Below are 26,341 nucleotides of genomic sequence, written 5' to 3'. Positions count from 1 at the left end.
GCGTCAGTTCGGCAGCGGGCCACCGGGCGGTGCCGTTGCAGCCGCACGCTGCCGAAGCCAGACGTTCAGCGCCATGTGGCAGAGCAAAAGCCCCAGCGCGACCAACGCCATGATCCCCACGATGAGAAACACGTCATTATACGCCAGCACAGTCGCCTCCCGCTTGATGACGGTGGAAAGGAGCCGCGTCCCTTCCACCTGTCGTTGCAGGCTGTCGGGAATGACATTGGCGTAGCTGGCGCCGTATTGCTGGATCCGCTGGGCGACCAGGGGGTCTGACGGCGAGATCAGCTCGGACAGGCGGAGCGTGTGCAGGTTCGTCCTGATCGTCACCAGCGTGCCGAAGATGGCGGAGCCAAGCAGACCGCCGATGCTCTGGGTCATCAGAAAGACGATGATGAAGCTCAGGATGTAGTTCGGCCCCTTCTTCAGCGCGGACATCAGGCCGCTCGCCATTGCGGGGGGCAGGAACAGGGCCGTGGCATAGGCGATCAGCGCCTGGCTCAGCATCATCTGATCGGGTCGGGTGAGGCTCGTCGCCTGGCTATCCATCAGCGCGCCCGTGGCGATCAGGATGAGGGCCACGACATGCATCATCTCCTCCCGCCCCGGTTTGAGGATCGCCGCCGACGTCAGCCCGCCCAAGAGCGACCCCAGCAGGATGAGCCAATACATCAACTGCATCTGTGTATTCGACAGGCCGAGCGCGGTGAAGAACAGCGGCACGCCTGAGCTTTGCTCGGCCAGAACGATGCGGAAGAGAAACAACGCACCAGCGAAATGCAGGATGGCGGGGCTGGTCAGCCAGCGAATATCTAGCAGCGGTGAGTCTCTATTCAGCTCGATCATCGCGGCGGCTGTCAGGCAAAGCGCGGAAAGGGCCAGAACCCAGCCGATCCATGGCGCCTCGAACCACCAGTAGAGCCGCCCGGTGACCAGCACGACAGCCACGCAGCCAAAGCCGACGGCGATCAGCAGATAACTGACCACATCGGCACGGCTGATCACATTCGCCCGCGGCATGGGGGCGAGGGGCAGCTTGTACACGAACCCCAGTGCCGCGACGGCCAGAGCCAGCTCCAGCACGGTCAGCGCATGCCACCCGCCCCACAGCTCGATAAGATAAGGCGACACGATCCGCGCGATGGGTACACCGAGGGTGATGTTGGTGAGCGCGAGCGACAGACCGACACTGAGCTTCTTCTCAGGCGGCATCGGTTCCAGCATATAGAGGAAGGCGAGGCTGGACATCGGAGAGGCGGCCATCCCGCTCATGAATCGCACGACCAGTGCGGAATGCAGGTCGGAGATCAGGAAGTTCAGCAGCGCCGCAGCGACGAACCCCAGAATGGAGATCTCGGCGAAGTTACGCAGCCCGAACTGGTTCCTGATCTTGATGAGCGCCACGGCCAGCGAGACATTCGGCGCCATGTAGGCGGCCATCAGCCATGTGGCTTCCGTCTGCGTGGCCGAGAGGTCGCCCGCGATCTGAGGAATGTTGGCCGACACGAGGTTCATCCCGAAGCTCTGGGTGAGCGCCAGAAGCGTCGAGGCGACGATATAGGCCGCGACCATATGCGGCGGTTTGGCCACGAAGGGAGGCCGGTCCGGCTGCTGAGGCGCATCGGAAGCGGGTTGCGGAACTGGTGAGGCAGGCTGCTCCCCGGTTGCGGTGTCAGCCTCTGCCTCCGGCTCCACCGCCTGGACGCGTTGAATGATGGCGCGATCGTTCATGATCAGCCGTCCAGTTTGCCGGAATCGATGTTCTGCATGATGACGCGCAGGACGCGCGTCGCCGTCTCCAGATCGGCCGGAGAAATGCCTTCAAGCATATCCTCCCGCAGCCGACGGGAGAAATCGGTCAATCCACGCGCCTTCGTCCGGGCAGTATCGGTGAGATAGACGTTCTTGACGCGCCGGTCGCTCTCCTGCGCTTCGCGACGGATGTAGCCCAGCTTCTCCAGACCGTCGAGAATGCCGACCATGGAAGGCTGTTCCACCTCGAGCTTGCAGGCGAGCTGGCTCTGGGTCTGACCACCTTCCTCGCTCAGCCGCAAAAGGACGCGGGCGCGGGACAGTGTCAGATCCTGCGCCCGCACACGGGCATCGAACAGCGTGCGGATCTTGCGACTCACTTTCGTGAGTTCGTCGATGAACCAGGCGTTGCGCTGATCTGCGGGCGTGGGCTTTGTGTTGCTTTCGGGCATCGCGATAAAGACATAGGTGGATAACGATTAGCCACCTATGTATAGGCACCTATGCATTTCGGCAAGGGCCACAGCAATTTTTCAGCGGTTCGGCATTCCTTGAAAACGACAACCGGGAAAAGGCGTGATCTCCGCCCTATTCGCAACCGGGCACGAAGGAGGCGGCGAGCCGGGCGACCTGCTCCCGGATATCAGGGATCGCGGTGATTTCCCAAAGCGCCGCGCGGCTTGGCGGCCCGGCAGCGTGGATCGTCTGGGACACCGTGCCGTCCCGCGCGATGATGGCCCCCTGCGGCGTCACGTCCAGCCCGAGCCGCAGCGGGTCGATCCGCGCCATTCCGGAGCCGAGCAGCCCCGCAATCAGCGGTGAGGCGGAGCGCTCCGGGTCGCGCCTGATCCCCCGGCAGTCTATGACGGCGGCGGTCGCGACGTCCTCCACCCCGCCTCCCGGCAGGCAGAGGCGGGCTGTCCCATCCGCGAGTCCCTGCAGACGCGCCCGCTGCAGCCGAAACGATCCATCAGCCATTGCCGCATCAAGGCGGGCCCGCGAACCGGGCGGCATCCGGTGACGATGCACATCCCACCAGACGGCGCCGTGACGTAGAAACACCCTTCGGCCCGCCTCAGGCATGGCGCGCCACAAAGTCTGCACCTCCGGGCGCACGGCATCGACCACGCCGCGCCAGTCACCCCCCGAGGCGACCTCCCGCGCGACGGTGCGGCGGAGCCAGCGCGCGATGGTTGCAGGCCCCTCTCCGACAGGAACGTCATCGGGGAGTATCACCGGTCGCGGCGGCTCCTCCAGATGGTGCCTTGGCAGAAGACCGCGGCGCGAAATGGCCAGCATGCCGCCGCGATGGCCCGCTTCCAGCAGGCTCAATACCTCATCCACCATGGTCAGCCCGGTGCCGACCAGAAGTACCAGGCCATCCGGGGTGCCCCCTTCCCGCCACGGTTGGCGCATTCCGGGCTCCGCCTCCGGCACCGCATGACCGGTGGCCAGCACCAGACGATCCCCTGCCAGCACCTCGCCCCCAGCGCAGTGCAGGGTGACGCTCGTGCCCCTGTCGTCCACGGCCACGGCCTCATCCCGCAGGATGCGCAGACGCGGATGGCCCTGCCATGGTGCGAGGAGATGCTTGAGGTAGCGCGCGTAATCTGCCCGGCTCTCGAATACCGCAGGGTCCGCCTCCCCCCGGTCGCGCAGCAGCCAGTCCACGAAATCGCCCGGGATATCGGGGAAAGCGGACATCGCGGCGCTTCGGGTGTTCAGCAGATGCGCCGGATCGCGCGTGGAATAGGCGACCCCCTCCCCCACTGTGTTACGCTCGACCAGGCTGACCCGCGCGCCCCGCCGCAGAAGCTGTGCGGAAAGTATCGTGCCTGTGGCGCCACCGCCTGCGATGAGGATATGCGGAACTTCGGTCATTCGGCCACGAGCTGTCCAAAGCCTTCGGGCGTTCGGATGAGGTCGGCGAGCGTCAGGCTGTCCAGCAGGATGAGGTAAGACCAGAACAACTCGCCGAATACCCGGCGCAGACGACAGGTTTCCTCATCCGTGCAGTCCTCGCACCGCTGATAGGCCTTGCGGGAAAGACAGGGGAGCGGCGCGATCGGCCCGTCAATGGCGCGGAGCAGTTCGCTCAATGCCACGGTTTCCGGCGGTTTGACGAGCATGTAGCCGCCCCGGCGCCCCCGCAGGCTCACCACGGTGCCGGTCTTGCGCAGATCGAGGAGGATGTGCTCCAGAAACCGCTTGGGCGTCCCGGCGCGGCGCGCAATCTCCTCGATGGACAGCGGGTTGTGGGCTCCCTGCCATTCGTCGGCGAGCACCATCAGCGCCTTGAGCGCATATTTCATCCGCTGCGTTATCATGCCCCTTGGTAGGCTGGCGCGCGCCGCCGATCAAGCACGGCACGCGCAATAGGGATGCGAGATCAGCGTTGATCCGGATCCTCGCGATCAAATGCCTTCAGCCTGCGTAGAAGGGAGGAGGTATCCCACCGCCCGCCACCCATCGCCTGTACATCCTTGTAGAACTGATCGACCAGAGCGGTCAGGGGCAGAGGGGCGCCGATCTCATCGCCGGTCGCGAGGCAGATGCCCAGATCCTTGCGCATCCAGTCCACCGCAAAGCCGAAATTGAAACGGTCGTCCAGCATCGTGTCATGCCGGTTGACCATCTGCCACGATCCCGCCGCACCCTGACTGATGACCTCCACCACCGCGCGCCCGTCAAGGCCCGCCTTCTCCCCGAAAGCCAGCGCTTCGGACAGGCCCTGGACCACGCCCGCGATGCAGATCTGGTTCATCATCTTGGCGAGCTGGCCCGAGCCGGTCGGGCCGATCAGACGACAGATGCGGGAATAGGCGGCGATCACGGGCGCCGCCCGCGCGAAATCCTCCGGTGCGCCCCCGCACATGACCGACAGGATGCCGTTCTCGGCACCTGCCTGTCCGCCTGATACCGGCGCATCCACAAACGCGATGGACTGCTCCGCCGCGGCTGCGGCAAGCTCCCGCGTCACCCGCGCAGAAACCGTCGTGTGATCGACGAGTACGCTACCCGCAGCCATGCCGGCGAATGCCCCATCGGGCCCGAGACAGACGGAGCGCAGATCATCGTCGTTGCCCACACAGACCATCACGAATTCGGCACCCTCTGCCGCGGCGGAAGGCGTGCGCGCCGCCCGCCCGCCATTGGTTGCGACCCAGGCGGCCGCCTTGGAATACGTGCGATTATAGACTGTGACCGTATGGCCCGCCTTGGCCAGATGCCGCGCCATCGGTGCGCCCATCACCCCCAGACCCAGAAATGCGACCTTCATGTCCCCTCCTCGCGATTGCGTGTCTCACCGCTTTGACTTAACTACGGGCTCCATCGCCCGCGTCAACTGAAGGCCCCCATGCTCATCGCATTCCGCTGGCTCGTGCGGATTCTCACAGCGCTGATCCTGGTAACGGCTGCGACGCTCGCGGGCCTTTACTATGTCACGTCCCGCTCCCTGCCCGATTACAGCGCGTCCTACCGGCTTTCGGGCGTGGATCAGCCCATGGAGATCGTGCGCGACACGGCGAGTGTGCCGCATATCTTCGCCAAAACGGATGAGGACGCCTTCTTCGGACTGGGCTTCGTCCATGCGCAGGACCGGCTGTGGCAGATGACGATTCTGCGGCGGACCGCGCAGGGGCGGCTGTCGGAGCTTTTCGGCGCGCGCACGGTACGAACCGACGAATTCATCCGGCGTCTCGACCTTTACGGCTTGGCACAGGCCTCCTTCGAGGAACAGGACGACCCCACGAAACGCGCGCTGGAGGCCTATTCCCGTGGCGTGAACGCCTGGATCGAAACGGTGAACGCGCAGGCGCTGGGACGCGGCGCCCCCGAGTTCTTCCTGTTCCCGCCCGAGATCGCCCATTGGCAACCGGCGGATTCGCTGGCAATTCTGAAGCTCATGGCGCTGCAGCTCACCGGCCAGATGGAGCGGGAGGTGTTGCGCGCGCGGACATCGCTGCTGATGCCTGCAGACCGCGTGCGGGATATCCTGCCGGACGTTCCCGGTCCCGGCATCGCCGCCCTGCCGGACTATGCCAGCATCGTGCCGAACGTGACGCCTTCCTATGCCGCGCTGTCGGGGCCGGAGAGCGCCTTCGATCCCGTGCATCCGCAGGTTTTCGCCGGAGCCTCCAACGCCTGGGCGGCGGCGCCTTCCCGCTCCGCCTCGGGGGGGACACTGCTGGCAAATGACCCGCACCTCAACTTCTCGGCCCCGACGGTGTGGTATCTGGCGCGGCTGGACCTTGCAGGCGGCGGGGTGATCGGCGGGACGATCCCGGGCATCCCGCTGGTGATCGTCGGACGGAACGCCGATCTGGGCTGGGCGTTGACCTCCTCCTATCTCGACGATCAGGATCTGCATATCGAGCGGCTGAACCCCGAGAACCCGGAGGAATACCTGACCCCCTCGGGCTACAAGAGCTTCGAGACCCGCCGCGCGATTCTGTCGATCAAGGACGCGGCCCCCGTCACGCTCACCCTGCGCTGGACGGAGAACGGCCCCGTCCTGCCCGGCTCCCATTATGATCTGGGGACCGTCACACCGCCCGGTCACGTGATGTCTCTGACCTCGACGGCGCTTACTCCGCATGATCGGACGATGACCGCTGGCCTCCGGCTCATGACAGCGAGATCTGTTGCCGCGGGCCTGGCGGCGGGGGAGCTTTATACCGCACCGTCGCAGAACCTGATGCTGGCCGATTCCCATGGTATAGCCATGCAGGTCATCGGTGCCATGCCCATGCGCGACCCCGCCCACCAGACGCAGGGCCGGATGCCCAGCCCCGGCTGGATCGCACAGAACCGCTGGCAGGGGATATTTCCCTCTGCAGAGAACCCCCGCTTCGTGGAACCGGAGGGAGGCGTTCTCGGCAATACCAACAACAAGATGATCGACGCCCCCTTCCCCCGGCACGTGAGCTTCGACTGGGGCGACAGCCAGCGCATCGAGCGGTGGAAGCGCCTGATGCAGACGCGGGAAGTCCATACGCGGGAGAGCTTCATCGAAGCGCAGCTCGATACGGTGAGCCAGGGGGCGCGCACCCTTCTGCCGCTCATCGGCAAGGATCTGTGGTTCACAGGGGAGCCTGCGGCCGAAGGCACCACCGAACGGCTCCGCCAGAAGGCGCTGAACCTTCTCGCGGAGTGGAACGGGGAGATGAACGAGCATTTGCCCGAGCCGCTGATCTATGCCGCCTGGATGCGGAGCCTGCAGGAGAAGCTCATCCGGGACGAGCTTGGCCCGCTTGCCGACAGCTTTACCCATCCCGACCCGCTGTTCATGGAACGGGTGTTCCGCAACATCGACGGCGCGGGAAAGTGGTGCGACATCCTCCAGTCCTCCCCGGTGGAGACCTGCACCGATATCGCCCGGATGGCGCTGGATGATGCCTTGCTGCGGCTCACCGAACGCTATGGCCGCAATCTGGAAAGCTGGCGCTGGGGCGACATCCATCAGGCGGCCCATGACCACCCGGTGCTGGGGAATGTGCCGCTGCTGCGCTATCTCGTGAATATCCGGCAATCCACCTCGGGCGGTGACGATACGCTGATGCGCGGCTTGACCAGTGGAAGAGGCAGCAATCCCTATCTCAATGTCCATGGCGCGGGCTATCGGGGGGTCTATGACTTTGCCGACCCGGACAGTTCGGTGTTCATCACGGCGACGGGGCAATCAGGGCATCCGCTCTCGCGCCACTACGACGACATGGGAGAACTGTGGCGGCGGGGAGAATATATCCCGATGTCGCTGGATCCGGACCTTGCCCGCGCTGCTGCCATGGGCATCACCCGGATAACCCCAACGCCCTAAGGCGTCTGGCGCACCGCTGATAGCTGTCTGCGACGGGTGTCAGCCGCAACACGGTCCGCGCAGCTTCACGCTCCGCTGATAGTCATGATAAAAAAATGTTTACTCCTTCCGGGCGCCATGAACCGGATGGCGCTAAGGGAGCTGCCGGCGGAGAGTTTTTCCATGTCACTGGATACGGGTACGGGACACCGGCACTGGACACGGGCCTCGCTCACGCGCCTGCCGGGGGACCTCACCGGAATAACGCCTAATCCTAGGGAGATTCGCCCAGCCGATACCGATCTGAGCGAGCTGATATCATCGGCAGTGCGACCGTATATCAGTCATGGAGACGCGAGGGTATCAAACAGGATTTGCCCGGTTCTGGGCAACCGCCGGACCACGGCCCTCATCGTGATGCGGCTGCCGCGACCTGCGCCGTTGACGGCATGGGAATCGCGGCGCGGGAGGTGTCGCCGCCGGAAGGAATGCCCCGCCAATGCGCCTCGACATCCCGTTGGCCCGATCGCCGCATTCTGAGAGATGGGCTACGCTTTCAGATGGCGCAATACGGCGTTTGGCCGGTACCGCGCGGAACGCAGAAAATCCTATCCCCGTGGATGCCGAGCGCCTTGCCGAGCCTGCGATCAGGTCAGCGATGTCCGCCAATCCGGGCGGGCGCAAGATCGCCGCATTCGTCTTGTCGAGGCAAGTGACCCTGACGCTCTACAGGGGATTATCCCAGCGCGTAGCCGGCGCCGCGCACGGTCCGCAGAACATCCTCTCCGCCGTGGATGCCGAGCGCCTTGCGGAGCCTGCCGATATGAACATCCACCGTGCGGGTATCGACATAGATGTCGCGCCCCCACACCCGGTCCAGCAGTTGCTCACGGCTCCAGACACGGCCCGGCTTTTCCATCAGCGTGGAAAGCAGGCGGAATTCCGTCGGGCCAAGTTTCAGCAGCTTCTCCTCCCGCCAGACACGATGGCTCTCCGGATCGAGCCGGATGCCGCCGAATTCCAGAACCTCACCCACCGATGCGGGACGGGTGCGGCGGAGGAGCGCGCGGGCACGTGCCATAAGCTCCACGATGGAATAGGGTTTGACGACGTAGTCGTCGGCGCCGGTTTCCAACCCGCGTACCCGGTCCACCTCTTCCGACCGGGCGGAGAGCATGAGGATCGGCAGGCTGCGCGTTCCGGGGCGGCCCTTCAGCTGACGGCAGACCTCGATGCCGGATACATTGGGCAGCATCCAGTCCAGCAGCACCAAGTCAGGCGCCTCTTCATCTACCAGAAGCAGCGCCTCCTCCCCGTTGGAGGCCGGAATCACCCGGAACCCCTCCGCCTCGAGGTTGTAGGCCAGCACCTCGCGCTGCGAAGGCTCATCCTCTACGAGAAGGACGCTCGGCTTCGTGCTCATCCGCGTTCCTCCATGATCGGCTGGGCCGATGTGGCATCCGCCTTGGGTCGGTTATCGGAGGGCATCTCACCGGTGGCGAGGTAGATCACCTGCTCCGCGATGGATGTCACGTGATCGCCGCAGCGCTCGATGTTCTTGGCGATGAAATGCAGGTGCATGCAGGCGGTGATGTTGCGCGGATCCTCCATCATATGGGTCAGGAACTCGCGGAACAGCGCGTTGTACATCTGGTCCACGTCCTGATCGCGGTCGCGCACGTCGCGGGCCAGCTCCACATCGCGGTGGATATAGGCGTCGAGAGCATCTTTCAGCATCTGCTCCACGGCCTTGGACATGCGGCGGATGGATCCGGCAGCGCCCGAGATCTGCGGCATCTGGGCGAGGACGACGGACCGCTTGGCGAGGTTCTTCGCATAATCGCCGATCCGCTCCAGATTATTGGAGATTTTGAGCACGGTCAGCACTGTGCGCAGATCGGTGGCGGTGGGCGCCCGCATGGCGATCACGCGCGCGGCCTCCAGATTGATCTGCTCTTCAAGCAGATCGACCTGCTTGTCGGTGTCACGGACATGGGTCGCGAGTTCGTCGTCCCGTTCCTCCAGCGCCTGCACGCTGTCGAGCAGCTGGGTTTCGACGATGCCGCCCATCTTCATGATCATCGCCTGGATCGCTTCAAGATCGCGATCGAAGGCGGATTGGATATGTACCTCAGGCATGGTCGCTCCCGTTCACCCGATGCGGCCCGAGATATAGCTCTCGGTCCGGGGGTCTTTCGGATTGGTGAAGATATCCCCGGTCTCACCGAATTCGACGAGATGGCCGAGATGGAAGAAGGCGGTCTTCTGACTCACCCGCGCCGCCTGCTGCATGGAGTGGGTCACGATCACGACGGAGAAGTTCGCGCGCAACTCGTCGATCAGCTCCTCGACCTGAGCGGTCGCGATGGGATCGAGGGCCGAACACGGCTCGTCCATCAGCAGGACTTCGGGCGAGGTGGCCACGGCGCGCGCGATGCAGAGCCGCTGCTGCTGCCCTCCCGAAAGCCCGGTGCCCGGAGAGGCAAGCCGATCCTTCACCTCGTTCCAGAGCGCGGCACGGCGAAGCGACTTCTCCACGATCTCGTCCAGTTCTGCCTTGGACCGGGACAGGCCGTGGATCCGCGGCCCATAGGCCACGTTGTCATAGATCGACTTCGGGAAGGGGTTCGGCTTCTGGAACACCATGCCCACTTTTGCCCGCAGCTGCACCGGATCGACGCGGCGGTCGTAGATATCCTCGCTGTCGAGCAGGATCTCTCCCTCCACCCGGCAGCCCTGGATCGTGTCGTTCATCCGGTTCAGGGTCCGCAGGAAGGTGGACTTGCCACAGCCCGACGGGCCGATGAAGGCGGTCACCATCCGGTCGCGGATATCCACGCTCACATCCTTGATCGCGTGGGTATCGCCATAGAAAACCTGGACGTTCCGGGCGGCTATCTTGTTGCTGGTGTCGTCCACCAATCTCTCCGTAATGCGCATGTCGTTCATGAGCTTACTCCGTTACCAGCGGCGTTCGAAGCGCCGACGCAGCACGACGGCCACGATATTCATCACGAGCAGGAAGGCGAGGAGCACGATGATCGCGCCCGAGGCCCGCTCGACGAAGGCGGGATCCGCCCTTTGGGTCCAGTTGAACACCTGCACCGGCAGCGCAGAAGCGGGATCAAAAAGGCCCTCCGGCGGTGACGCCGGGAAGTCACGCACGAACGCGACCATCCCGATCAGCAGAAGCGGCGCGGTCTCTCCAAGCGCCTGTGCAAGACCGATGATCGTCCCGGTGAGGATCCCCGGCATCGCGAGCGGCAGGACATGGTGGAACACTGCCTGCATCCGGGACGCGCCCACCCCCAGCGCCGCATCGCGGATGGAGGGCGGCACGGCCTTCAGCGCCGCCCGCGTGGATATGATGATCGTCGGCAGCGTCATCAAGGTCAGCACAAGCCCGCCCACGATGGGCGCGGATTGCGGCAAACCGACAAAGTTGATGAAGATCGCGAGGCCGAGGATACCGAACACGATGGAGGGCACGGCGGCGAGGTTGGAGATATTGACCTCAATCAGATCGGTCCAGCGGTTTTTCGGTGCGAATTCCTCTAGATAGATGGAGGCGGCGACGCCGATGGGAAGCGCGAGCACCAGCACGATCAGCATCATGTAGAACGAGCCCAGGATCGCAATGCCCAACCCCGCGCTTTCCGGGCGTTGGTCGGAGGCGTCGGAGCCGGTGATGAATGAGGGGTTGAACTTCAACTCGAGCAGCCCGGCATCGCGCAACGCGGCGGCAAGCTGAAGCTGGCCCGGCGTGACCATGCTGTCCGTCTCTGCCGTTTCGCGCGTTACACGGCCCTTCAGGTAGCCGTCGATACGCCCGTTGGCCAGAACGTCGAAGACAACATCCGTGCCGATGACCTCCGGGTTGGCGAGGACGTAGCTGCGGAGCTGCGCGGCGGCATCGCGGGAGATGATGCCGGCTGCTTCTTTTTCGGGTAGCCCTTCGATGGCGATGCCACGAGCGGCCATCGCCTCCTGCATCGCCCGTTCGATCAGCGGTGCATAGCCGAAGGTCGTGACCTTGGCGATGGCGGCCGGGTCACGCGCCCCCGAAGGGTCGAGCTTGTCGGCGTCCAGATGAACCGTCAGTTCCACATAGGTCTGCCGGAAGGCGGAAAGGCCGTTGCCCAGCACGGATGTCAGAAGTCCGACGAGCGCCAGCACGCCCAGCAAGCAGGCAATGAGACCGTAGGACCTGAAACGCGACTCGGCCGCGTTCCGGCGGCGCGTGCGCGCATCCTGCTTCAGAAGGGAACGTTGGGCGCTCTCGCGGCGCGGCGCGGGCGTCGATCCGGCGGTTGCGTCGGTCATTCGTATTGCTCCCGGTATTTGCGCACGATGTGGAGCGCGAGCACGTTAAGCCCCAGCGTCATCACGAAGAGCGTCAGCCCCAGCGCAAAGGCCACCAGCGTCTCGGGCGAGGCGAAATCGGTATCCCCGGTCAGCTGGCTGACGATCTTGACCGTGACGGTGGTCATCGCCTCGAACGGATTGAGCGACATCTGCGCGGCCGCCCCCGCCCCCAGAACCACGATCATCGTCTCACCGATGGCGCGGGAGGTGGCGAGCAGCACGGCGCCCACGATCCCCGGCAGCGCCGCGGGCAGCACGACCTGCCGGATCGTTTCGGACTTGGTGGCACCGAGCCCGAAGGAGCCGTCGCGGAGGCTTTGCGGCACGGCGTTCATGATGTCATCGGAAAGGGAGGAGACGAAGGGGATCAGCATGATCCCCATCACCAGACCCGCCGTCATGACCGAAGAGCCGGACGTGCCAAGCCCTGTGGGCTGGGCGATCCAGTCGCGGAGCAGCGGGCCCACGGTGATGAGCGCGAAAAGGCCATAAACAATGGTCGGGATACCCGCGAGAATCTCGATCAACGGCTTCGCGACGGAGCGGAACGGCTTGGAGGCATATTCCGACATGTATATCGCGGCGAACAGCCCGATCGGCACCGATACGGCCAGCGCGATGAAGGAAATGTAAAGCGTGCCCCACAGCAGCGGCAGGATGCCAAGCTGGCTCTGGCCATGAAAAGCGGGCGACCAGGTGAGGGAGAAGAAGAAATCCTGCCAGGGATACTGGCTGAAGAAGTTCATCGTCTCGAACAGCATCGACAGGACGATGCCCAGCGTCGTCAGAATGGCGATGGTTGAGGCGAGGACCAGCATGAAGAGCACGAACCGCTCGACCACGTTCCGCGCGCGGAAGTCAGGCGAGATGTTCTTCAGCGACAGGGCAAGGCCGGCAAGAGCGAGCAGGACGGTAATGATCACCACGATGGTGAAGCCCTGCCCTCGCGCGCCGTCACTCGCAGCCAGCAGGGGAAGCGCCAGCAGTCCTGCGAGAAGCCACAACAGCGCAGGTGCTGCGGTGGACAGGGCGACAAACCACCCATGGAAAGAGGGCAGCGAATGAAGCAGTCGGGAATCGGGGCCGCTCAAAGCCCGCGCGCGGCCAAGCACAAAGCCCGCCGCGGCCAGAGCCAGCACGATGAGGATAATCCAGGGGAGGGACATGGCGCGCGTTCGAGCCTCTGAAAGGAAGGAGGGCGGCTTGCGCCGCCCTGTCCGGGTGTCAGTTCATTATCGCCTGTGACGCGACGGCGGCCTGCGTGTCGGCCAGTTTCGGATCAGGCACCAGCCCGTACTGCGCGAGCGGCCCACCCTCACCCGCGATATCGTCGGACACGAAGAATTCGGTAAACTCCAGCAGGCCGGGGATCTGGCCGATGTGCTGTTTTTTCACGTAGAAGAACAGCGGGCGGGAGACCGGGTATTCACCGGTGGAGATCGATTGCACCGAAGGGACGACCCCATCCATGGTGGCGACCTTCAGGGTGTTGGTGTTCTGCTCGTAGAAGGACAGGCCGAACACACCGATACCAGCCTTGTTGGACTGGATGCGGGCCAGCGTCTCGGTGTAGTCGCCGTCGATGTCGACGGAGCGACCGTCCGTCCGCAGCGTGGTGCAGGCCTTGAGTGCCTCTTCCTTGCCGAGAGCGTCCGTCATCGCCTTCAGCGCGCCGGTGGCCTCACAGCCCTCCTGGATAACCTTCTCGACGAAGACCTCGCGCGTGCCGTGCTTGGTGCCCGGGACGTAGGCCACGATCTCCTGCTTGGCGAAGGCCGGGTTGACCTGATCCCAGCTGGATACCGTGTTCGCAACCAGCTTGCCGTCCACGAAAGTCTGCGCAGCCAGTGCCTTGTACCAGTCGGCGGGGGTAAAGGCGAAATCCTGTGCGGAACGATCGGAGGCAAAGACGATGCCGTCGTAACCGATGCGCACTTCCATGATCTCGGTCACGCCGTTGGCCTTGCAGGCCTCGATCTCTGCCGGGCGGATCGGGCGGGAGGAGTTGGCGATGTCGATGGTATTGTCGGCCACACCTTCGCAGAACTGCTTCAGGCCGGCGGAGGAGCCGCCGGATTGGACGACCGGGGTCTTGAAGTCGAAATTCTCACCAAAGGCCTCGGCCACGATCGACGAATAGGGGAGAACGGTGGAGGATCCGGCCACCTGGACAACATCACGTGCAGAGGCGGCACAAGCCCCACCCGCGATGATCGCGACGGCGGAGACAGTGTTACGGACGATGGACATGGAAAACTCCTGTTAGCCCGATCAAGATGGCAGCCGCTGTAAGCGACCTTCCGCAGGTCTCCTAAGACCGGGATGCAACCACTATGTGACAGGAACGTAACAGTTTCATGACATCGTCAAAGACAGGGCAGAAGCCCTGGGGCCGGCAAGCTCGATGTGGCGGAGAATATCCGAATGATATCATAGCATTCGGGCTTATTTGACCGTCGGGTAACCTTTTCAGCAAGCACCAAGAGAAGGCTATTGCGGGTGAACCACGTCACGATACGGAAACCGGCGAATATGCCTGTCCCGCTTCTGGAGTTAGCTTCCCACCCCGCCGAGTCGCTGCAATCAGCAGTCTGGCGGAGCTTTCTTGACGCCCATGAGGTCAAGGCCAGAGGCCGTCTTCGGCTGCCAGGTCTTTGATTCAGGCAAGGCGCCCGCCGGCACCGTTCCCGTGTTGGAGCCGCCTGTCCCGCCGCTCCACCCCGTGGAACCGGCGTTACCCGGCGCTGTGCCGCTCGACGGACCCTGCGCCACCCCGGTCGCGGGCTGCGCAATGCCGCCCTCGCACTCGCCAGTTCCGCCGGTCTGCGCTTTATCCACGGCAGCCTGAGCGGCCAGGATTGCCGGAGTGAATACGATGGCAGTGGCGAGGAACGTGCTTCGGATGATAGACATTGGAAATCTCCCCATTTCACGATAACGTCCCGTCACTTCTCCGGTTCCATCGCCTCCGATCTGGGCAGCAGGACGGTGAAGCGGCTCCCCTCCCCCTTCCGGCTTTCGATCTTCAGACGGCCCCGGTGACGGTTGACGATATGCTTCACAATCGCAAGACCAAGCCCGGTCCCGCCCTTTTCGCGAGAACGGTGGCTGTCCACACGGTAGAACCGCTCCGTCAGGCGTGGCAAGTGCAGGTCGTCTATCCCCTCCCCCCGGTCGATCACGTCGATGCGGGCAACGGCTCGCTTCAGCACCGGGTCACGCGACTGAGCTGAAAGAGATACGGTGACCGGCCCCGGACCACCGTATTTCAACGCATTCTCGATGAGGTTGGTAAGCACCTGCGTCAATTGATCGGCGTCACCCGGGGCGGTAAGCGGCTCGACAGTTCCAGTCAGCTCGATCTCCACGCCTGCCGCTTCCGCCACCGGCCGGAGGCTCGCCGCCGCGGACCGCACCAGCGCGGCGAGATCAACCGGCGCGGTCGGCCGGACGCGCTCCTCAGATTCCACGCGGGTGAGCGAGAGCAGATCCGCGACGAGCCGGTTCATCCGCTCTGCTTCCCGCGCCATGATGGACAAAAACCGCTCCCGCGCCGCGGCATCATCGCGTGCGGCACCGCGAAGTGTCTCGATGAAGCCGAGCAGCGCCGTCAGCGGCGTGCGCATCTCATGACTGACATTGGCCACGAAATCGCGCCGGATACGGCTCGCCTGTTCCACATCGGTGATCTCCTCCAGCGAGACGAGCACACGCCTGTCGAGCACGGGTGTTGTCACCACCCGGAACGAACGGTCGAGCGACGGGCCGGCGATGAGCATTCTGCCCTGCGCCTCCCTCCCCGTTCGGCGCGCGGCCTCGATACAGCTCGTCACGGCAGGCTGCCGGATCACGGTGAGATAATGACGGGCCTCGACCGCAAGCCCGAAGAGACGGGCCGCCGCCTCGTTGGACGCAAGAATACGGTCGGCCTCATCAATTAGCAGAAGGGGAATCGGTACGCCCGCGACCAGCGACTTGAGAGCATCATCCACCGTCGCGCTGCTCATTGTTATAATCCTTTTGCTACTTTAAACGATGCTCATGCCTGTGTGACGTGCGCGAATCGACATCGCAAGTCGCTCTCCAACATCTTCCTTCAAAAATTGCTTGTAACGGTCACGGGATCGAGAATACTTTTGCGTGTGACCCACTCAAGGGTTTAAACCTTTGGATGTGCAGTCTTTTGACAGGACGGTGACATGGTAAATTCCGAATGAGAGGCCTCTCTTCGGCGCCTGACTGGCTCAAGCAATCGAAAGACGCGATAGGGCCGGAATCCGATCGCCTTTTGCTCGTGGAGCCGGATCCCTCATTCGCGCCGCTCATCCAGCAGTTCCCCGGCGGCGTTTCGATGATCTACTGCCGCTTCCCAACGATCAGCCCCGAATTCGTCCGTCGCATTGAGCCGGACTGCATCTTTTCCCCCATCGTTGCCCGCCAGTTCGATATCGTCGATCTCGTTCGCCTCCTCGACCGGTGCGACTATCGCGGCTCAGTCGTGGCCGTGACTGACCCGCTGCCGGAGCCGACAATGGTGTTGAGCGAGTTGCGCCGGTTCAACCGACGCCTCGACATGAGCCTTCTTGAACTCGCCTCCGCCGGGGGTCGGCGCCTGCACACCTGAGGTTTACCGCTGCGAAACCTGCCACGCGCGATTGACCCACGGCTCCGCGTTGGAGGGAGGCAACGGCACCCGGCCCAGCAGATGATCCGCCGCCTTTTCTCCCACCATGATGGATGGAGCGTTGAGATTGCCGTTCGTGATCCGCGGGAAGATGGAACTGTCGGCAACGCGCAGCCCTTCCACACCGATCACCCGGCATTCCGGGTCAACCACCGCCATAGGGTCCTCGGCCCTTCCCATACGGGCCGTGCCGCAGGGATGATAGGCGCTTTCCACATGCTCCCGCAGAAAGGCGTCAAGCTCTGCGTCGCTGTCCACGGCGGGGCCGGGCTGCAATTCGCCCTTCAGGTAGGGGGTCATGGCCGGCTGTCCGAAAATCTCCCGCGTGAGCCGGATGGCCCTGCGGAAGTCGCGCCAGTCCTCCTCCTTCGACATGTAGTTGAAGCGGATGCGGGGCGGTTCTGCCGGGTCGGCGGAGCGTAGGGTGACCTCCCCCCGGCTCCCCGACCGCATCGGCCCCACATGGACCTGAAATCCGTGCCCCTCCGCGATCGCCTTGCCATCATAGCGCACGGCGAGAGGCAGGAAGTGATACTGAATGTCGGGGTAGTCCACCCCAGCGGCCGAGCGGATGAAACCACATGCCTCGAACTGGTTCGACGCCCCCGGCCCGGTGCGGGTGAAGAGCCAGCGCGCGCCGACATATGCCTTGCCCAGCAGGTTCCAGTACCGGAACAACGTGATGGGCCGGGTCGCCGCATACTGCATGTAGATCTCGAGGTGATCCTGAAGGTTCTGCCCCACGCCCCGCCGATCCGCCACCACCGGCAGGCCGAGAGCCGAGAGCGCCGGGGCAGGCCCGATGCCGGAAAGCATCAGCAGCTTCGGAGTGTTGATGGAGGAGGCAGCCAGCACGACTTCCCGCCGTGCGCGGATCACTTCCGTCCGGCCGTGTCGCTGCAGCTCCACCCCCACCGCACGACGCCCCTCAAAGACCACGCGCCGTGCAAGGCCCCGCACGAGCCGCACGTTCGGTCGGCGCAACGCCGGTTTCAGATAGGCATTCGCCGCCGACCAGCGCTGCCCGCGCCAGATCGTCGCCTCCATCGCGCCGAACCCCTCCTGCTGGCGACCGTTGTAATCCGCCGTTACGGGATATCCGGCTTCCGCACCCGCTTCCACGAAGGCATCGAAAAGCGGGTTCTCGCGGGAACCGCGCGTGACATGCAGCGGGCCGGAGTCACCGCGGAACTCGTCCGGCTCCCCCCCATGCCAGGTCTCCATGCGGCGGAAATAGGGCAGCACATCGGCATAGGCCCAGCCGTCCGCGCCGGAGTCGCGCCAGTGATCGAAGTCCTTCGCATGGCCGCGCACAAACACCATGCCGTTGATGGAGGAGGAGCCGCCGATCACCTTGCCCCGGGGCACCGCAAGCTTGCGCCCATCCAGATGCGGCTCCGGTTCGGACTGGAAACCCCAGTCATAGCGCGACATGTTCATCGGATAGGAGAGCGCGCCCGGCATCTGGATGAACGGCCCGGCATCGGTTCCGCCGAACTCGACCACGATGACGCTCGCCCCCGCCTCCGACAGACGATACGCCATGGCGGAACCGGCTGAGCCAGCGCCTACGATGACGAAATCCGCCGTCTCGCCACTCTCGCCGTTCTTCAGGAAGCGACCGCCAACGCCGCCCGGAATGCCGCCGGTCATAATTCGCTCTCCTTCAATATGGGGCTTCGACGGGTCCAAGCCCGACATAGACGGATTTGATCTGCGTGTAGTGCTCCACAGCCGCGCGGCCGTTCTCCCGCCCCACACCGGAAAGCTTCATGCCGCCGAAGGGCGCCTCCACCGGGGTCAGGTTATAGGCATTGATCCAGCAGGTGCCCGCCTCGAACCCCGCCGCCATCCGGTGTGCCCGGGTCATGTCGGCAGTGAAGACGCCCGCGGCAAGACCATAGGGCGTGGCATTGGCGCGGGTGAGCGCCTCCTCCTCCGTCTCGAAGTCCAGCACGGCCATGACAGGACCGAAGACTTCCTCCCGCGCCAACGTCATTCCGTCGGTGACGCCCGCAAAGACGGTCGGCTCCACGAAAAGCCCCGCATTGCCCCACTGCCGCCCGCCGGTCATGAGTTGCGCGCCTTCCGCCTCTGCACGGGAGATGTAGCCCATCACCTTGTCGAACTGGGCCTGCGAGACGAGCGGCCCCATCTGCGTCGCCTCATCCAGCGGATCACCGAGCCGGATGGCCCTGCTCCGGCGCACCAGCCGGTCGAGAAACGCCTCGCGCACGGACTTCTGCACGAAGACCCGCGTGCCATTGGAGCAGATCTGGCCGGAGGAATAGAAATTCCCCAGCATCGCTGCGCCGACGGCACTGTCCAGATCGGCATCCTCAAACACCACGAGCGGGGATTTCCCGCCGAGTTCCATCGTGACGGAGCGGATACCCTCAGCCGCCGCGGCATAGACCTTTGCGCCCGTCGCGACGGAGCCGGTGAGGGAGACCTTGTCCACCCTCGGGTCCGTCACCAGCGCAGCGCCAACCGCGCCTCGCCCCTGCACGACATTGAAGAGGCCGGGCGGCAGGCCCGCCTCCACGAGAATCTCCGCGAGTTTCAGCGCGCCAAGCGGTGTCGTCTCGGAGGGCTTGAAGACCATCGCATTGCCGAGGGCCAGCGCAGGCGCGGCCTTCCAGCAGGCGATCTGCGTGGGGTAGTTCCAGGCGCCGATGCCGACGCAGACCCCAACAGGCTCCCGCCGAGTATAGACGAAATCCTGCCCCAGCGGGATCGTCTCGCCCGTCACGGTCGGAGCAAGGCCCGCGAAATACTCCAGCGCGTCCGCACCGCTCATCGCGTCCGCGACCAGGGTTTCCTGAAGGGGTTTGCCGGTGTCGAGCGTCTCCAGCTCGGAAAGCGCGCGGTTCCGCTCCCGCATGATCTGGGCTGCGCGGTTGAGGATGCGCCCCCGCTCCACCGGACGAAGTGCGGCCCAGTCGCGCTGTGCACGCCGCGCGGCATTCAGCGCGCGGTCCATGATCGCGGGCGTTGCCTCGTGAAGACGTGCGATCACCTCGCCCGTGGCCGGATAGATCACTTCGATCTCGGCGCCTGAAATGTCCTCGACAAAGGCCCCGTCGATGAAATGACTTGCCTGGGGCTGTGCCCTCATCCTGCGATCTCCTTTTCCAGATGACCCATGACGGCCCGCGTCGCCTCCAGTCCATCAGGCGTCCCTTCGCCCAGCGCCTCGCGCAGATAGACCCCGTCGACCATCGCACCGATGGCATAGGCCGCTTCCTCCGCCCGCTCACCCACGAGCGGACGCAGTTCGCGCAGAAGGTTGGAATGCAGCCGGCGACGGTAGATGTTCAGCAGGCGCCGCGCTTCCGTGCTGTTTTGCGCGAGCACATAGAAGTTCAGCCAGGCGTTCACCGTCTCACGCTGAAAGTTCGCGGGCGAAAACCCCGCCGAGACGATGGCGTCCAGCCTTTCACGTGGCGCATCGGCCTTGGCCAGGGCTGCACGAACCTCTTCGCCGTAGCTCGTCAGCACGAACCGCATGGCAGCCAGGAAGATCCGCTCCTTGCTGCCGAAGTAATGCAGCGCCAGCGCCGAGGAGACGCCCGCCCGCCGCGCGATCTGCGCCACGGTCGCGTCGAGACCCCCTACGCCTCCGATCTCCGCAATGGTCGCTTTTACCAGCGCGGCCCTTCGAATAGGCTCCATGCCACGTTTCGCCATGTTGACACCTCCGCTCGCGGGGGTACAACTACGCTCATCATGATTGAATAGTCAATCAACAACAAATCACGAAGGAATCCCATGTCCATCGTTCGCACAGCTCTTCTCACCTCCGCCCTCGTCACGGCCGCTTTGCCCGCCGCCGCCGCCAATTGCGACAAGGTCACATTTGCCGATGTCGGCTGGACCGATATCACTGCCACGACGGCGGTTGCGACGACGGTTCTTCAGGCGCTCGGCTATGACACGGAGATCAAGCTGCTTGCCCTGCCCGTGACGTTCGCCTCGCTCGCAAACGGGCAGATAGACGCCTTTCTCGGCCTCTGGATGCCTTCGATGGAGGCCGACATCGCCCCCTACCGGCAGGCAGGCACGATAGATGAGGTCCGAACGAACCTGACCGGGGCGAAATACACCCTCGCCACCAATGCCGCGGGCGCAGCAGCGGGGATCAAGGATTTCAAGGATATCGCGACCCAGGCCGACCTGCTGGACGGCAAGATTTACGGCATCGAGTCGGGCAATGACGGCAACCGGCTAATCCTCGACATGATCGAGAAAGGTCAGTTCGGCCTCAAGGATTTCGACCTGGTCGAAAGCTCAGAGCAAGGCATGCTTGCGCAGGTGCGGCGCGCGGATGGCCAATCGCATCCCGTGGTCTTCCTCGGCTGGGAGCCGCATCCGATGAACTCGAACTTCGACCTGACCTATCTGTCCGGCGGCGATGAGGTGTTCGGGCCGGATTTCGGCGGCGCGACGGTCGGCACGCTGGCGCGGAAGGGATATGTGGCGGAATGCCCCAATACCGGACGTTTTCTTGAGAACCTTTCCTTCTCGCTTGAGATGGAGAACGAGATCATGGGAGCCATCCTTGACGGCGGGGAGGAACCCGCCAAGGCGGCGGAGGCCTGGCTGAAGGCGCATCCCGATGTCGCGCAGCCCTGGCTGGAAGGTGTCACGACCAAGGATGGCGGTGACGCACAGGCGGCTGTCGCGGCAGCTTTCAAGTGAGCAGTGTCCCCTCCTTTCCTGAGCCAGCCGAAGGACGGACAAGCTGATGGACTGGATAACCTCGACCAAGATCCCGGTCGGACGCACGGCGAAACTTGTGTTCGACTGGCTCAACCTGCATGCGGCGGCGTTCTTCAATGCGCTGTCCACCGGAATGCAGGCGTTGATCGACGGGATATTGTGGCTCCTGCTGACGCCACCCCCGCTGGTCATCGTGGCGATCTTTGTCGCCGTCGCCTTCGCCATCCAGCGCAACTGGAAGGCGCCCCTGATCGTGCTGGTGGGTTTTCTCTTCGTGATGAACCAGGGCTACTGGCAGGCCACGATGGAAAGCCTGACGCTGGTGCTCTCCGCCTGCGTCGTGTGCATGGCGATCGGAGTGCCCGTCGGCGTGTTCCTCGCCCACCGGCCAAGGCTTTACGCCTGGGTCGCCCCAGTGCTCGACCTGATGCAGACGCTGCCGACCTTCGTGTATCTCATCCCCGCCATCGTGTTCTTCGGCATCGGCATGGTGCCCGGCCTGATCGCGACGGTGATCTTCGTCCTGCCTGCGCCGATCCGGCTGACCTATCTCGGCATATCCTCCACGCCCTCCGCGCTCACGGAGGCCGCGACGGCCTTCGGGGCCACGCCGCGCCAGAAGCTGTGGAAGGTAGAGCTTCCCTACGCCACTCCTCAGATCATGGCGGGCCTGAACCAGACGATCATGCTCTCGCTCTCCATGGTGGTGATCGCGGCGCTTGTCGGAGCCAACGGGCTTGGCGTGCCGGTGGTGCGGGCGCTGAACACGGTCAATACGTCGCTGGGCTTCGAGGCAGGCTTCGTCATCGTCATCGTCGCCATCCTTCTTGACCGGATGCTTCGCGTGGAGGGCCGCAAATGACCGCCGCGCAAACGAAGAGCGCTGTCGAGTTCGACAACGTCTCCATCGTCTTCGGGGACAATGCGCGCGGCGCGCTCCCTCTCATGGACGCGGGCGCCGATCGTGCCGAGGTGCGCGCGAAAACCGGCCAGATCCTTGGCGTGCACAACGCATCGCTGACGGTCAACACCGGTGAGATCGTCGTGCTGATGGGCCTTTCCGGCTCCGGCAAGTCCACCCTGCTTCGGGCAGTGAACGGCTTGAACCCCGTCACGCGCGGCGAGGTCAGGGTGAATGACGGCAACCGGATGGTCAAAGTGAACGGCGCCGATGCCCGAACGCTCCGCAATCTCAGGCTGCACCGCGTCTCCATGGTGTTCCAGCAGTTCGGCCTGCTGCCGTGGCGCACCGTGCGGGACAACGTGGGCATGGGGCTGGAGTTTGCGGGGCTCAACGCGGCGGAGCGGCGGACCAAGGTGCAGGAGCAGCTGGAGATCGTCGGGCTTGACGGCTCCGGCGACCGACGGGTGACGGACCTGTCTGGGGGTATGCAGCAGCGGGTGGGCCTTGCCCGCGCGCTGGTGACGGAGGCACCGATCCTGCTGATGGATGAGCCGTTCTCTGCCCTGGACCCGCTGATTCGCAACAAGTTGCAGGATGAGCTTCTGACCCTTCAGGAGCGGTTGAAGCGTACGATCCTCTTCGTATCCCACGATCTGGACGAAGCCTTCAAGATCGGCAACCGCATCGCCATTCTGGAAGGCGGAAGGATCGCGCAGACGGGCACCCCGCGGGAAATCTACTCCAACCCCGCATCGGACTATGTGTCGGATTTCGTGCAGAACATGAACCCTCTCGCCGTGCTGACCGCCTGTGACGCACTGGAGCCGCTGACGGAAAGCGCGGCAGGCACCCTCCCGGGCGGCCTGCCGATCCGCAAGGCGATGGCCGCGCTCGAGACATCCGGCCATGCGATGCGGGTCGTGGACGGAGCGGAGACACTGGGCCAGATCAGCCCTGCCAGCATTTCACGCAGGCTGCTTGCCCCAAACGATCAGGAGCTTTCCGTAACGCCGAGCGGGGTCTGACCCCGTTTCAGCCGCGCTTCGCGCAGCGTGACATAGGCGACGGCGGAGATGATCATCGCCGCGCCGACCACCACCCAGATGTCCGCCGCTTCGCCAAAGGCGACGGCACCGATCAGAGTGGCCCAGATGAGTTGCAGAAACGTCACCGGCTGGGTGACGGAGACCGGTGCAAGGCGGAAGGCGCGGGTCATCGCGTAATGCCCGAAAGTCGCGCAACCAGCGACGACCGCCATACCGCCCAGTTCGGCAAGGCTGGGCTGCACCCAGTTCATGAAGGCCAGCGGCGCAAGCAGGAGCGTCACCGTCACCGACATCCACGCCACGACAAGAGCCGGGTTCATTTCCTCCGACAGACGCTTGGCGAACAGGAAGGAGGCCCCGAAGCAGGCGGTGGTCGTCAGCATGGCCAGATGGCCCGGCTCGACTTCCCGCACGCCGGGCCGCAGGATCACCATCACGCCGATGATGGCGACGAGGATGGCAGCAATCCGCCGCATGGCCAGCCGCTCGCCAAAGAACACCGCCGCCCCCAGCGTCACGTAGATGGGGGTGAGATAGTTGATCGCGGTGACTTCCTGCAGGGGGATGGCTGTCATGGCGTAAAACCAGCAGATCACACCGACGGCATGCAGCCCGCCCCGCGCCCAGATCTCTGCCATGACCCGGCGGCTCGGCCTCTGACGCAGGAACGCAGGGGCGAGCGGAAGCAGGAAGAGGAGCCCGAAGCCAAACCGCAGGAAGGCCGATTCCGCCGCCGGCAAACCCTGCCCGAAAATCTTGACGAAGACATTCACGCCGACAAAGGACAAGCCCGAGGCGAACATCCACAGCATGCCGGCAAGCGGCTGGCTGTCAGCTTCCATGGAAACGGGGGGAACGGTGACGGTGGCCATACGCCTGTTCTGCGCCGCCTTGACGGAGTTCGCAAGGCCGGGACGAAGCGGACCCGTCGGTTGTGGCAGAAGCCCCTCGTCAGCGGACCAGTCCGTCACACGGCCAGCAAGCGCCGCAGTTCGTCGCTGCGGCATGGTCACATATGATCTGACACCGACCCGAATCCGGGCCGAACATTGGCGGCGCCCTGAGGGTTCGGCACCGCCAACAGGCGAACTGAGCTCAGATCAGAGTTGAGCCATCACCTCGTCCGAGATCTCGAAATTGGCGGTGACGGTCTGCACGTCGTCGTCATCCTCCAGATTGTCGATCAGGCGCATGAGCTTCTGGGCGGAGTCGAGGTCCAGCTCCGTCGTGGTGCTGGGCTTCCAGACGATTTTCGTGCTCTCCGCCTCGCCAAGCGGCGCTTCCAGCGCGGCAGAGACATCCGCCAGTTCCTCAAAGGCGCACCAGATGATGTGGCCATCCTCGGATGTCTCCACATCCTCGGCCCCGGCTTCGATCGCGGCTTCCATGACCGTATCGGCATCGCCCACGCTCAGCGGATAGGTGATCTCCCCCTTCCGCTCGAACATGAAGCTCACCGCGCCGGTCTCGGCCAGGTTGCCACCCGACTTGGTAAAGAGCGAGCGGACGTTGGAGGCGGTGCGATTGCGGTTGTCGGTCATCGCCTCGACGATGACGGCAACGCCGTTCGGGCCGTAACCCTCATACCGGATCTCCTCGAGGCTGTCGGCATCCGCGCCGCTCGCCTTGGCGATGGCACGCTCGATCACGTCCTTCGGCATCGACTGGGCCTTCGCCTCCTTCACCGCGAGGCGGAGACGGGGGTTCTTGTCGGGGTCGGGATCACCCATCCGCGCCGCAACGGTGATCTCGCGCGAGAGCTTGGAGAAAAGCTTCGACCGGGCCGCATCCTGCTTGCCCTTGCGATGCTGGATGTTGGCCCATTTGGAATGGCCGGCCATGGCATGCTCCGTCTGGATGTCTGAAATTTGCCGCATCTCTAGCGAAGGAGACCCAAGGGAGCAAGGGCGCGTCCGCCTATGCCTCTTCCATCACATCATTGCAGAAGTCGATCAGCGCGAAGAGATGGTCGATGGCGGCTTTGAGATCCCCGGCTGCCGGATCCCCCTTCAGCGGCTTCGCATGGGCGGCATCGTTTCTGTAGTGGTAAAGTTTCTCGACCGCTGCAAAGACCTCGGGCCTCTCATCCTCCAGCGAACGGATTTGCGCGCCCGGCGTCACATGCTCTTTCAGCTTGCTCCCGAAATAGCGCCACGGCCGCTTCGGATTTGTTCTGCATTCGTCAGTTTGGCCGGGGGAGCATCGTCCTTTCGCCTCCAAGCCATCCCAGAGTCGCTGACGACACAAATCCATCGCCAGCCCTGCTTGCAGGGCGGCTGCCGGAAGATTCTCATGAATTGCCTCCTGCTGGGCTTTCAACACAAGGTCCAAAGGGAGAACAGCCGGATTGGCGTCGAACTCTCGCCATGCGTCAGACCAGAGGCTCTGTGAGACCAGGCGCGTATGCTCGCTCCACGTGATTACATGTACCATATCTGCTGGGTCTGACCGGAGCCTCAGCTTGGCGTCGAGAGCGAAGGTCAGAACTCCCCATTCCTTAAGCTCTTCGTCCGGGGAGTTGACCCAATATTGTCTGGTTGAGCGGCGCAATGACGACATTGCAGATTGAGCCAGCCTCTCAGCCTCGTGCACTGAGCACTGAGCACTGAGCACTGAGCACTGAGCACTGAGCACTGAGCACTGAGCAAGAGATAATGACGGAAAGAGGATCATCATACCCCTCCGCGGCGGCACGCTCAGCCTGAACGGCAAAACGCGCCGCCAAGGCGGGGCCGGTTACGATATCAACCTCCACCGCGTTGATCAGGTGATAGCCAATAGTGGCCAGATCCGCTTCTTCATAGACTAACTGAATGCCTGCACTTCCATCCGCCGCAAGAAGGGTAGGAAAGTCGGCCATGAAACGAACGGTCTGGGCTTTTTCGCCCATGAGAGGGGCGAGATCGAACCGAGGTGCTGTACGGCGTGTCAGGTCGCCCATCAGGCGAGGCGCCCGTACGATATGGTCGATACCGTTGACGGAGCCCTCCACCAACGGCCAATTCAGAGCGTCGGTCTCACAATAGATGAAGAAAGGAACCTGCATTCCCCAAGTGGCGTGTCGT

General features: G+C 64.0%; 25 protein-coding genes. 5 read left to right on the top strand and 20 right to left on the bottom strand.

Annotation, left to right across the window (positions count from 1 at the left end):
- Positions 1 to 3: 3 nt before the first annotated feature.
- The 5 genes from CN97_RS14990 to CN97_RS14970 form a co-directional block, all read right to left on the bottom strand.
- Positions 4 to 1,734, bottom strand: coding sequence for an MFS transporter (locus CN97_RS14990; protein WP_051911291.1), 1,731 nt, complete (start codon positions 1,732 to 1,734; stop codon positions 4 to 6).
- A 2-nt stretch (positions 1,735 to 1,736) separates the two neighbouring features.
- Complete coding sequence (locus CN97_RS14985; protein WP_035713023.1) at positions 1,737 to 2,207, bottom strand: MarR family winged helix-turn-helix transcriptional regulator; 471 nt, start codon at positions 2,205 to 2,207, stop codon at positions 1,737 to 1,739.
- Between the two features lie 136 nt (positions 2,208 to 2,343).
- On the bottom strand, positions 2,344 to 3,636 hold the full coding sequence (locus CN97_RS14980) for an FAD/NAD(P)-binding protein (protein ID WP_035713021.1): 1,293 nt from the start codon (positions 3,634 to 3,636) through the stop codon (positions 2,344 to 2,346).
- Entirely contained in the window at positions 3,633 to 4,082 is a 450-nt protein-coding gene (locus CN97_RS14975; RefSeq protein ID WP_035713019.1) for an RrF2 family transcriptional regulator, read from the bottom strand. The genes CN97_RS14980 and CN97_RS14975 overlap by 4 nt, the downstream gene beginning before the upstream one ends.
- A 62-nt stretch (positions 4,083 to 4,144) precedes the next feature.
- Complete coding sequence (locus CN97_RS14970; protein WP_035713017.1) at positions 4,145 to 5,035, bottom strand: NAD(P)-dependent oxidoreductase; 891 nt, start codon at positions 5,033 to 5,035, stop codon at positions 4,145 to 4,147.
- Between the two features lie 78 nt (positions 5,036 to 5,113).
- Between CN97_RS14970 and CN97_RS14965 the strand changes: the two genes are divergently transcribed.
- A complete protein-coding gene (locus CN97_RS14965; RefSeq protein WP_035713016.1) occupies positions 5,114 to 7,576 on the top strand; it encodes a penicillin acylase family protein in 2,463 nt (820 codons plus the stop codon).
- A 715-nt stretch (positions 7,577 to 8,291) separates the two neighbouring features.
- On the opposite strand, the gene phoB is transcribed toward CN97_RS14965, so the two are convergent.
- The 8 genes from phoB to CN97_RS14925 all read right to left on the bottom strand — a co-directional run bounded on the left by phoB (position 8,292) and on the right by CN97_RS14925 (position 15,927).
- Entirely contained in the window at positions 8,292 to 8,978 is a 687-nt protein-coding gene (gene phoB / locus CN97_RS14960; protein WP_035713014.1) for a phosphate regulon transcriptional regulator PhoB, read from the bottom strand.
- Entirely contained in the window at positions 8,975 to 9,694 is a 720-nt protein-coding gene (gene phoU / locus CN97_RS14955) for a phosphate signaling complex protein PhoU (RefSeq protein WP_035713012.1), read from the bottom strand. The genes phoB and phoU overlap by 4 nt, the downstream gene beginning before the upstream one ends.
- A gap of 12 nt (positions 9,695 to 9,706) precedes the next feature.
- Positions 9,707 to 10,504 carry a phosphate ABC transporter ATP-binding protein PstB gene (gene pstB, locus CN97_RS14950; protein ID WP_035713011.1) on the bottom strand — a complete coding sequence of 266 codons (798 nt, stop codon included), beginning with the start codon at positions 10,502 to 10,504 and terminating at the stop codon, positions 9,707 to 9,709.
- Between the two features lie 12 nt (positions 10,505 to 10,516).
- A complete protein-coding gene (gene pstA, locus CN97_RS14945; protein WP_035713010.1) occupies positions 10,517 to 11,878 on the bottom strand; it encodes a phosphate ABC transporter permease PstA in 1,362 nt (453 codons plus the stop codon).
- Positions 11,875 to 13,086 carry a phosphate ABC transporter permease subunit PstC gene (gene pstC, locus CN97_RS14940; RefSeq protein WP_035713008.1) on the bottom strand — a complete coding sequence of 404 codons (1,212 nt, stop codon included), beginning with the start codon at positions 13,084 to 13,086 and terminating at the stop codon, positions 11,875 to 11,877. The genes pstA and pstC overlap by 4 nt, the downstream gene beginning before the upstream one ends.
- Positions 13,087 to 13,144: 58 nt before the next feature.
- Positions 13,145 to 14,170 carry a substrate-binding domain-containing protein gene (locus tag CN97_RS14935; RefSeq protein ID WP_035713007.1) on the bottom strand — a complete coding sequence of 342 codons (1,026 nt, stop codon included), beginning with the start codon at positions 14,168 to 14,170 and terminating at the stop codon, positions 13,145 to 13,147.
- 333 nt (positions 14,171 to 14,503) lie between these two features.
- Entirely contained in the window at positions 14,504 to 14,833 is a 330-nt protein-coding gene (locus CN97_RS14930; RefSeq protein ID WP_051911290.1) for a hypothetical protein, read from the bottom strand.
- A 32-nt stretch (positions 14,834 to 14,865) separates the two neighbouring features.
- Positions 14,866 to 15,927, bottom strand: coding sequence for a sensor histidine kinase (locus CN97_RS14925; RefSeq protein WP_035713003.1), 1,062 nt, complete (start codon positions 15,925 to 15,927; stop codon positions 14,866 to 14,868).
- 206 nt (positions 15,928 to 16,133) lie between these two features.
- Between CN97_RS14925 and CN97_RS14920 the strand changes: the two genes are divergently transcribed.
- Complete coding sequence (locus tag CN97_RS14920) at positions 16,134 to 16,544, top strand: hypothetical protein (RefSeq protein WP_035713001.1); 411 nt, start codon at positions 16,134 to 16,136, stop codon at positions 16,542 to 16,544.
- 3 nt (positions 16,545 to 16,547) lie between these two features.
- Here the strand turns inward: CN97_RS14920 and betA are convergent, their stop codons facing one another.
- Genes betA through betI form a run of 3 tightly spaced genes read right to left on the bottom strand, consistent with a single transcriptional unit; the run spans position 16,548 to position 20,294 of the window.
- Positions 16,548 to 18,257 (bottom strand): choline dehydrogenase, encoded by a 1,710-nt coding sequence (gene betA / locus CN97_RS14915; protein WP_084684192.1) that lies wholly within the window; start codon positions 18,255 to 18,257, stop codon positions 16,548 to 16,550.
- Positions 18,258 to 18,270: 13 nt separating this feature from the next.
- The gene (gene betB / locus CN97_RS14910; RefSeq protein WP_035712999.1) at positions 18,271 to 19,722 is read right to left on the bottom strand and encodes a betaine-aldehyde dehydrogenase; all 1,452 of its coding nucleotides are present in this window, start codon (positions 19,720 to 19,722) and stop codon (positions 18,271 to 18,273) included.
- Complete coding sequence (gene betI / locus CN97_RS14905; RefSeq protein WP_051911289.1) at positions 19,719 to 20,294, bottom strand: choline-binding transcriptional repressor BetI; 576 nt, start codon at positions 20,292 to 20,294, stop codon at positions 19,719 to 19,721. The genes betB and betI overlap by 4 nt, the downstream gene beginning before the upstream one ends.
- Before the next feature lie 81 nt (positions 20,295 to 20,375).
- Here betI and choX point away from each other — a divergent pair, with 81 nt between their 5' ends.
- The 3 genes from choX to choV are packed head-to-tail and all read left to right on the top strand — an operon-like array spanning position 20,376 to position 23,255.
- A complete protein-coding gene (choX, locus tag CN97_RS14900) occupies positions 20,376 to 21,305 on the top strand; it encodes a choline ABC transporter substrate-binding protein (RefSeq protein WP_088217301.1) in 930 nt (309 codons plus the stop codon).
- Positions 21,306 to 21,351: 46 nt separating this feature from the next.
- Complete coding sequence (gene choW / locus CN97_RS14895; RefSeq protein WP_035712997.1) at positions 21,352 to 22,188, top strand: choline ABC transporter permease subunit; 837 nt, start codon at positions 21,352 to 21,354, stop codon at positions 22,186 to 22,188.
- Complete coding sequence (gene choV, locus CN97_RS14890; protein ID WP_051911288.1) at positions 22,185 to 23,255, top strand: choline ABC transporter ATP-binding protein; 1,071 nt, start codon at positions 22,185 to 22,187, stop codon at positions 23,253 to 23,255. The genes choW and choV overlap by 4 nt, the downstream gene beginning before the upstream one ends.
- Here the strand turns inward: choV and CN97_RS14885 are convergent.
- From CN97_RS14885 to CN97_RS14870, 4 genes are all read right to left on the bottom strand, one after another.
- Positions 23,222 to 24,148, bottom strand: coding sequence for a DMT family transporter (locus CN97_RS14885; protein ID WP_051911287.1), 927 nt, complete (start codon positions 24,146 to 24,148; stop codon positions 23,222 to 23,224). The genes choV and CN97_RS14885 overlap by 34 nt on opposite strands.
- A gap of 228 nt (positions 24,149 to 24,376) precedes the next feature.
- The gene (locus tag CN97_RS14880; RefSeq protein WP_035712996.1) at positions 24,377 to 25,117 is read right to left on the bottom strand and encodes a YebC/PmpR family DNA-binding transcriptional regulator; all 741 of its coding nucleotides are present in this window, start codon (positions 25,115 to 25,117) and stop codon (positions 24,377 to 24,379) included.
- A 76-nt stretch (positions 25,118 to 25,193) separates the two neighbouring features.
- Entirely contained in the window at positions 25,194 to 25,595 is a 402-nt protein-coding gene (locus CN97_RS20745; RefSeq protein WP_131389431.1) for a hypothetical protein, read from the bottom strand.
- Positions 25,596 to 25,854: 259 nt separating this feature from the next.
- Positions 25,855 to 26,341 (bottom strand): hypothetical protein (locus CN97_RS14870; RefSeq protein WP_211253706.1); only part of this gene is annotated, 487 nt, incomplete at its 5' end.

It is taken from the genome of Haematobacter massiliensis (genome assembly GCF_000740795.1).
GTDB classification, from domain to species: domain Bacteria; phylum Pseudomonadota; class Alphaproteobacteria; order Rhodobacterales; family Rhodobacteraceae; genus Haematobacter; species Haematobacter massiliensis.
Note: the sequence above shows the minus strand (reverse complement) of the source record. Positions and strands in the feature narration are given on the sequence as shown.

What these genes read in the sequence shown, in the direction of transcription:
- CN97_RS14990 (WP_051911291.1), bottom strand. Translation starts at nt 1,734, where the DNA reads ATGAACGATCGCGCCATCATTCAACGCGTCCAGGCGGTGGAGCCGGAG.
- CN97_RS14985 (WP_035713023.1), bottom strand. Translation starts at nt 2,207, where the DNA reads ATGCCCGAAAGCAACACAAAGCCCACGCCCGCAGATCAGCGCAACGCC.
- CN97_RS14980 (WP_035713021.1), bottom strand. Translation starts at nt 3,636, where the DNA reads ATGACCGAAGTTCCGCATATCCTCATCGCAGGCGGTGGCGCCACAGGC.
- CN97_RS14975 (WP_035713019.1), bottom strand. Translation starts at nt 4,082, where the DNA reads ATGATAACGCAGCGGATGAAATATGCGCTCAAGGCGCTGATGGTGCTC.
- CN97_RS14970 (WP_035713017.1), bottom strand. Translation starts at nt 5,035, where the DNA reads ATGAAGGTCGCATTTCTGGGTCTGGGGGTGATGGGCGCACCGATGGCG.
- CN97_RS14965 (WP_035713016.1), top strand. Translation starts at nt 5,114, where the DNA reads ATGCTCATCGCATTCCGCTGGCTCGTGCGGATTCTCACAGCGCTGATC.
- phoB (WP_035713014.1), bottom strand. Translation starts at nt 8,978, where the DNA reads ATGAGCACGAAGCCGAGCGTCCTTCTCGTAGAGGATGAGCCTTCGCAG.
- phoU (WP_035713012.1), bottom strand. Translation starts at nt 9,694, where the DNA reads ATGCCTGAGGTACATATCCAATCCGCCTTCGATCGCGATCTTGAAGCG.
- pstB (WP_035713011.1), bottom strand. Translation starts at nt 10,504, where the DNA reads ATGAACGACATGCGCATTACGGAGAGATTGGTGGACGACACCAGCAAC.
- pstA (WP_035713010.1), bottom strand. Translation starts at nt 11,878, where the DNA reads ATGACCGACGCAACCGCCGGATCGACGCCCGCGCCGCGCCGCGAGAGC.
- pstC (WP_035713008.1), bottom strand. Translation starts at nt 13,086, where the DNA reads ATGTCCCTCCCCTGGATTATCCTCATCGTGCTGGCTCTGGCCGCGGCG.
- CN97_RS14935 (WP_035713007.1), bottom strand. Translation starts at nt 14,170, where the DNA reads ATGTCCATCGTCCGTAACACTGTCTCCGCCGTCGCGATCATCGCGGGT.
- CN97_RS14930 (WP_051911290.1), bottom strand. Translation starts at nt 14,833, where the DNA reads ATGTCTATCATCCGAAGCACGTTCCTCGCCACTGCCATCGTATTCACT.
- CN97_RS14925 (WP_035713003.1), bottom strand. Translation starts at nt 15,927, where the DNA reads ATGAGCAGCGCGACGGTGGATGATGCTCTCAAGTCGCTGGTCGCGGGC.
- CN97_RS14920 (WP_035713001.1), top strand. Translation starts at nt 16,134, where the DNA reads ATGAGAGGCCTCTCTTCGGCGCCTGACTGGCTCAAGCAATCGAAAGAC.
- betA (WP_084684192.1), bottom strand. Translation starts at nt 18,257, where the DNA reads ATGACCGGCGGCATTCCGGGCGGCGTTGGCGGTCGCTTCCTGAAGAAC.
- betB (WP_035712999.1), bottom strand. Translation starts at nt 19,722, where the DNA reads ATGAGGGCACAGCCCCAGGCAAGTCATTTCATCGACGGGGCCTTTGTC.
- betI (WP_051911289.1), bottom strand. Translation starts at nt 20,294, where the DNA reads ATGGCGAAACGTGGCATGGAGCCTATTCGAAGGGCCGCGCTGGTAAAA.
- choX (WP_088217301.1), top strand. Translation starts at nt 20,376, where the DNA reads ATGTCCATCGTTCGCACAGCTCTTCTCACCTCCGCCCTCGTCACGGCC.
- choW (WP_035712997.1), top strand. Translation starts at nt 21,352, where the DNA reads ATGGACTGGATAACCTCGACCAAGATCCCGGTCGGACGCACGGCGAAA.
- choV (WP_051911288.1), top strand. Translation starts at nt 22,185, where the DNA reads ATGACCGCCGCGCAAACGAAGAGCGCTGTCGAGTTCGACAACGTCTCC.
- CN97_RS14885 (WP_051911287.1), bottom strand. Translation starts at nt 24,148, where the DNA reads ATGGCCACCGTCACCGTTCCCCCCGTTTCCATGGAAGCTGACAGCCAG.
- CN97_RS14880 (WP_035712996.1), bottom strand. Translation starts at nt 25,117, where the DNA reads ATGGCCGGCCATTCCAAATGGGCCAACATCCAGCATCGCAAGGGCAAG.